At 49.9% G+C, this 6,475-nt stretch carries 5 protein-coding genes; 2 read left to right on the forward strand and 3 right to left on the reverse strand.

The window, feature by feature from the left end:
• Positions 1 to 335: 335 nt before the first annotated feature.
• Complete coding sequence (locus JMF85_RS22135) at positions 336 to 629, forward strand: phasin family protein (protein WP_127610783.1); 294 nt, start codon at positions 336 to 338, stop codon at positions 627 to 629.
• Between the two features lie 29 nt (positions 630 to 658).
• Positions 659 to 2,329: an ABC1 kinase family protein gene (locus JMF85_RS22140; RefSeq protein ID WP_127610782.1), complete on the forward strand. Its 1,671-nt coding sequence runs from the start codon at positions 659 to 661 to the stop codon at positions 2,327 to 2,329.
• A gap of 43 nt (positions 2,330 to 2,372) precedes the next feature.
• Here JMF85_RS22140 and JMF85_RS22145 read toward each other — a convergent pair whose 3' ends face one another.
• The 3 genes from JMF85_RS22145 to lpdA form a co-directional block, all read right to left on the reverse strand.
• Positions 2,373 to 3,359: a sugar-binding transcriptional regulator gene (locus tag JMF85_RS22145; RefSeq protein WP_236595951.1), complete on the reverse strand. Its 987-nt coding sequence runs from the start codon at positions 3,357 to 3,359 to the stop codon at positions 2,373 to 2,375.
• A 109-nt stretch (positions 3,360 to 3,468) separates the two neighbouring features.
• Entirely contained in the window at positions 3,469 to 4,767 is a 1,299-nt protein-coding gene (locus JMF85_RS22150) for an NAD(P)H-dependent oxidoreductase (protein ID WP_127610781.1), read from the reverse strand.
• 299 nt (positions 4,768 to 5,066) lie between these two features.
• Positions 5,067 to 6,467: a dihydrolipoyl dehydrogenase gene (lpdA, locus tag JMF85_RS22155; RefSeq protein WP_308645033.1), complete on the reverse strand. Its 1,401-nt coding sequence runs from the start codon at positions 6,465 to 6,467 to the stop codon at positions 5,067 to 5,069.
• Positions 6,468 to 6,475: the final 8 nt, after the last annotated feature.

Here is a 6,475-nt window from a genome sequence, read left to right on the forward strand (position 1 = left end):
TAGATCGATTTTGGCTTTCATTTCTACTGCCATTTGGATATCCCTCCGTTTACATATGTTCTTATTTGTTACATTTGTAATATCATACTACTTCTGTATTCTTGTTTTTGTCAAGGCTCATTTGTTTATATCAACCGACATATTCATATAAAATATGTTCCTGACTGCAACATTTTTTACAATTGTTATTGTATAATACATATGTAAGAGGGGGTGCTTATCCAATGAACAAGGAAAAGTGATGTCAGCATGCACGCAATAAATTTCCAGAATCAGTTAATAGCATTCAGGGAATTGGGGTACTCTATAGTATCATTAAACAGGAGGTTCACTAGATGAATGAATTGCTGAAGAAAGCTTTGTCGTTAGGACTCGGCGTCACGATCCTGAGCAAAGAAAAACTTGAAAGTGCAGTTGATGAATTAGTAAAAAAGGGAAATATTTCAGCCAATGAATCCAAAGAACTTGTCAACCGATTGATAGAAAAGGGGGAAGCCGAACAGGCACAGCTGAAGCAGCTCATTCGAGAGCAATTGAACAGCCTGTTAGCAGAGCTGCACGTGGCGACCAAGGAAGACATTGAAAATCTGAGCAAGCGTCTTGAAAAATTGGAAAACAACAACGAATAAGCTCTTGTTGCCTGAAAGGATGGTTTCACTTGATCGGCAAACGGATTCGCCATTTTAACCGTTATCGGGGCATTGCAATGGCCCTTACTCGCCATGGCTTTGGTTTTATCGTAGAAGAATTGGACATTTTCCATCTGTTGTCCTTGCCCGGCAACATTCGAAACGGAACAAAAAAGGACGAAAAAACATCTATTGGCGAGCGAATCCGTCTCGTTGTTCAAGAATTGGGTCCGACTTTTATTAAGCTGGGCCAAATTGCCAGTACACGGTCCGACCTCATACCGGAGTCTATCATTAAGGAATTGGAAAAGCTTCAGGATCAGGTTACCCCCTTCTCCTATCAGGAAGTCAAACATATCATTGAATCCGAATTGAACATCGATCTGGACCAAACCTTTCTCAGCTTTGAGGAAACGCCGCTGGCTGCCGCTTCGATCGGGCAAGTTCATCTTGCCCTTCTAACCACAGGAGAGAGGATCGCTGTTAAAGTCCAGCGCCCAACGATTGCCGAGACGATCCGAACGGATCTGGAAATCCTGCAAAATTTAGCAATCATGGCTGAAGCCCGCTTCGAATGGGCCCATCGCCATCAGCTTGTGCGGTTGTTCGAAGAATTTAAAAAATCGTTACTCGATGAGCTTGATTATACAATTGAAGGGAAAAATGCCGAAAAAATTGCCAGTCAATTTAAAAACCAGGCTCACATCCGAATTCCGAAGGTGTATTGGGAATTTTCCTCCAAGAAGATTCTAGCCATGGAGTTTATGGATGGGATCAAATTAAATTCTCCCGAACTGCTGCATGCCAAAGGCTATGATTCCAAAAGAATAGCCGAGCGGTTAATGAATGCCATTTTGCATCAAATTTTTATTAAAGGCTTTTTTCATGCGGATCCTCATCCCGGCAATATTACGGTGCTGCGGGGTGAGGTGATTGCATTTATGGACTTTGGATTGGTAGGCCGGTTGACGCCGAAGATCAAGCGGCAGCTCGCCAAGCTCATCATCGCATTAATGCTGCAGAGCTCGGAGGGTGTGATTAGAGCTTTGCTTGGGATGGGGCTTGTTACGCCGCAAGTGAACATGACAGACCTGCGTCGCGATGTCGATCTTCTTCGTGATAAATACGTTGGCGTGCCTTTCGGGGAGATGAGTCTTGGAGAAGCGGTAAACGATCTTCTGGAAGTAGCCTATCGGCATGAAGTCCGGATTCCCGCCGATTTTGTTCTATTGGGCAAATGCTTGATTACGGTAGAGGGTGTGGTTAAGCAGCTGGATCCCAAGATCAGCATCCTCCAAATCGCAGAGCCGTTCGGCAAAAAATTATTGCTCGAGCGTCTTCATCCCGGTTCGATACTGGAACATGTCAAAGAAGAATGGACGCAATACAGCGACATTCTCTTTGAATTCCCAAATCTGGTCAAAGAGCTGATCCCTTTAATTAAGAAAGGACAACTGGACGTCAGCATCCCTCAATTTGATCTTCTGCTTAGACAACTGGATCGGATCAGCAAGAGGATTTCGCTCAGCATGGTTTGGCTTTCTTTCTGCATCATCCTGACGGGAATCATGATCGGCTCTTCCCAGAGCAATCAGCCTGGCTTATTTGGGAGCATCCCTGTACTGGAAATAGGCGCCCTGATCGCCGTGTTCATACTCGTTTGGTTCATTCATTCCATCTTCAAATCGGGTCGATCTTGACAGCAGGACGAACAGCGGCTCGATGAGCCGCATGGGGCCAGCTCTAGCTTGGCTGGCCCGAATCCTGCTTGTGGCTCTGTATTTTCATGAGTCTAACCATCTCTGAAGCCGTTTGTTCATCTGTAATCAGCGTATGAATATAGCCCCCCCGCAGAGCCGCCAAGACGCTATCTGCTTTATGGCTTCCTTGAACGATGGCGATTACCTTGCTCACGCTCTTCAATTCAACCACCTGAATTCCGATGACCCGCTCGTTGATCGAATTTTTTGCGATCGTGCCGTCCCTGCAAATAAAACAGGAGTTGATATCCCCCACAACGCCGGAGGCTTCCAAACTCTTCAACTCATCGTCCCCTATATAACCGATTTCCTCCAGGGTGGATTGCATAAAGGGATTACCGATCCCTACAATGGCCAGATCAATTTTTTTCGCTTCTTCCAACACATCGGCAACCGTCGGGGTTTGCAATAGAAGATCGCGGAAGCTTTCACTCTCCACAATGGCCGGCGCATACAAGGATTCACAGCTGCAGTTCAGCTTTTTGGACAATTCGTAGGCAATTTGATTCGAATGAAGCTCAATTCGATTAGAGCCCATGCCCCCTACGAGCGGGATTATCTTCAAATGCTCGTGAGCCTCTTCGGGGAATTCCTTCACCAGGTTGTGTAAGGTCGTCCCCCACGAGATGCCGATCTTCGTTACATGCTTGAGCTGCTTCAGCACATAGGAGGAAGCAGCCTTGGCAAGCGCACTATTGGCAAGCTCGGTTGACATATCGGCCGTGGGTACGACGATAACTTCTTCTAATGAAAAAGCGCTTTCGATTTCCTGCTCCAAATCGATCGTAGGCGCCGCTTGGTCATGTATAATAATTTCAACCAGCTTTACGTGGAGCGCCTTCTGAAGACCTTTAGATATGATAGGTCTGGAAACTCCGACTTTCTTGGCGATTTCCGCTTGTGTACAATCTTCAAAATAATACATGCGGCTAATCTTAAGCAGAAACTTTTTCTCCTCATCAGTCATCATCGTCAATCAACCCCACCCATACTTCATCATGATTATCAAGTCAGCTTTCACTAAAAAGGTGGATGTTATCAAAAGCGGATTCATTTGCTAAGATTACAGCGCCTTACCTTTATAGGCTCCCGGCGAGAAGTGCTTGATCCTGCAGCTTGCGCAGCTCCCAAATGACCGAAGAAGCCGTTTGCTCCACGTCATCGTACGTGATGATTTCACCGGCCCTTACCGCGCGTTTTACCGTCTGTGCTTGAACTAAACCGATCGGTAAGGCGTTTAGCGATTTCGCTTCGGCCGCAGTCATGATCTTGCCGTACACCGTGAATCCGCCGATCCCGTCCAGACGATCTCCCGGCTGCAGATCCTTCTTGGCGATGGTCACGGTTTCAGCCACCAGCCCTTTCCACGGTGCGATGGTTTGCTCATTGTAGAAGTAGGCACCAGCCACCGACAACGGGGTCTCCAGGCTCGTTAAATGGTACGGCCGGAATAACACAAAGTTCGGGCCTTTGCCCATCTTCAGGTACTCCATCTCATGCCGGACCTCTTCCTTGCCCGAGGTGACGATAACAAATACGCCCGGTGCTACACCGTTCACATATTCAACGACTCCTGTCCGCGTCAGGATGCCTCCATCCTCCCGCAGACGAAGCACCTGTGTCAGCTCCTCCACGGTTGCTACCGGCCCGTTCATCCCTGGTTGGTCCGGTACAAACCCTGTCGCGTTAGCCACCGCTGTCATCTCGATCATCGTCTTGGTTCCGTCTTGGAATGAAGCGATCATCTTCGGATTCGCCCCTACGCTTTGCGCATATTCACGTGCCGAATCCGGCGTTGCCTGCACATTAAGCGGGTTGTTCTTGCCTTTACCGATCGCCAGAACCTCGAAGCCGATAGCATCCGCAAAGTTGTACAGCTCCATGACCGCCCCTGGCTCGTCACCGGCCGAGCCCGTGTATACAACGCCTGCCGAAGCGGCCATTTTATTAAGCAGCGGGCCAACGGTTACATCCGTTTCGACGTTCAACATGACGATATGCTTTTTGTTCAGGATCGCCTTCCAGGCAATCTCCGCACCAACACTCGGTACTCCGGTCGCATCAACGATCACATCCACATTCGGGAGCGCGAGCAGCATGTGCATGTCATCCGTAACCACAACCGAACGCTGGTCTATCGCCCGCTCCGCCTGCTCCAGCTCGCGTGTTTGCACGATGTGCTCTGCGCGGACACCTGCAAACAAGTAAGCGTTTTTGGCCTGCTCAACCCTTATATCAGCGGTGGCTACCACACGCATTCCCTTCATGCTTTCGATTTGCGAGATCATGCCTCGTCCCATTTGACCCGCTCCAATTAAGCCGACACGGATCAAACCGCCCTTACGCTCCAGCTCCAACAGCTTTTTATTCATGTTCATATGGCTTCTCCCCGATCCTCTTCAATATTTGAAACTTCATTCATCACTCAGTTTGATAGGGCTGCCGCTTTAATCAAGCGCCTTCTTTACATTTGTATAGATCGCTTTCATTTGTAATTCTAAACACTGCTTACGGTTCTGTCAACAAATAAATACCCGCTGTTCCACAAGGATAAAGATACTTCAACCAGCCGGCAATGATCGTAACCCTTCACGAGTTGCTCTAAGATAACATCGGAGTGTGTACGAAAAAGGCTGTCCGTTTCGAGACAACCTTTCCGATTGCATCTTATCCTGTATTAATGATTGACTCCCATGCCCAGCCATCCGTTAGCCGCCTCATAGAAAGACTCCGATACGGTCGGATGCGGATGGATCAGGCTTGCCCACTCTGCCACCGTGCCCTCTAAATGCATGAATGAGGAAGCTGTCGTAATCATGTCGGTCACGTGCGGCCCGACCATGGTTACGCCAACAATCTCGCCGTATTTCTCATCGGCGATCAGCTTCACGAAGCCATCGGTTTCTCCCATGGACAGCGCCTTCCCGTTCCCTCTCATGGAATACGTCTGGACTTTAACCGCAAGACCGCTGTTCTTCGCTTCCTGCTCCGTCATCCCTACACTGGCGATTTCGGGATGGGTGTAAATGCAGCGAGGTACGACGCGGTAATCGATTTTCTCTTGTTTTCCGGCCGCATTCGCTGCCGCTATAAGCCCTTCGGCACTAGCCACATGCGCCAATTGATATCCCCCGACAAGATCCCCAATGGCGTATACATGGGGGATGCTCGTTTCCATCTGTTCATTGACCTCGACAAATCGCCCGTTCATCTTGAGCGGCAGCTCCTCCAGCCCGCCAAGGCTTGGAGTCCGACCGACTGCGACCAGCAATTCCTCAGCCGCATGCTCGGACGTCTGGCCGCCGTGCGCCGCCGACACATGGAATTGGCCATTGTCGTAGCGAACCTGCTCCACTTTGGTCGCAGCCTGCACCTGAACGCCCCGCTGCTTCAACGCCTTGGCCAGCGCTTGGGAAGCCGCTTCGTCCTCAGTCGGCACGATGCGGTCGGTCGCTTCAACAACCGTCACCTGCGTGCCGAACGCCGAGAAAATAGCCGCGAATTCAACACCGATCACACCGCCGCCGATAATCGTCGTCGTTTTCGGTATACGGTCCATTTGGAAAATCGTATCGCTCGTTTGATAAGGCAGCCCGTCCAATCCCGGAATCGGGGGAACGAAAGGCTTGGAGCCTGTAGCCAAAATAATCTTGTCCGCGCGTACGCGGGTCACTCCCGTATCCGAAGCAACCTCGATCTCACGGTTCGGCAGCACCTTGCCCCAGCCGCGGAGATGGCTGATCTTGTTTGCTTTCAGCAGCCCCGCAATGCCGGTGCGCAGCGTCTGCATCACTTGGCCCTGACGGGCCAGCATCGCATCCCATGATAGTTCAACCGGGCCCGTCTTGATTCCCCAGGCTTGAACCTTCTTGATCGTTTCAACCGCTTCCGCCATATGCAGCAGCGTTTTGGACGGAATGCATCCGCGGTTAAGGCATGTGCCTCCAAGCTCGGAAGCTTCGATCAGGGCAACCGATAGCCCTAGCTTCGCCGCACGGATCGCAGCCACATAACCGCCCGGGCCTCCACCGAGCACTACCAAATCGTATGAATTCAACGTTGTCACCTCAACCCTCATAATCAAAA

It is taken from the genome of Paenibacillus sp. EPM92 (genome assembly GCF_016586185.1).
Classification (GTDB): Bacteria; Bacillota; Bacilli; order Paenibacillales; family NBRC-103111; genus Paenibacillus_G; species Paenibacillus_G validus.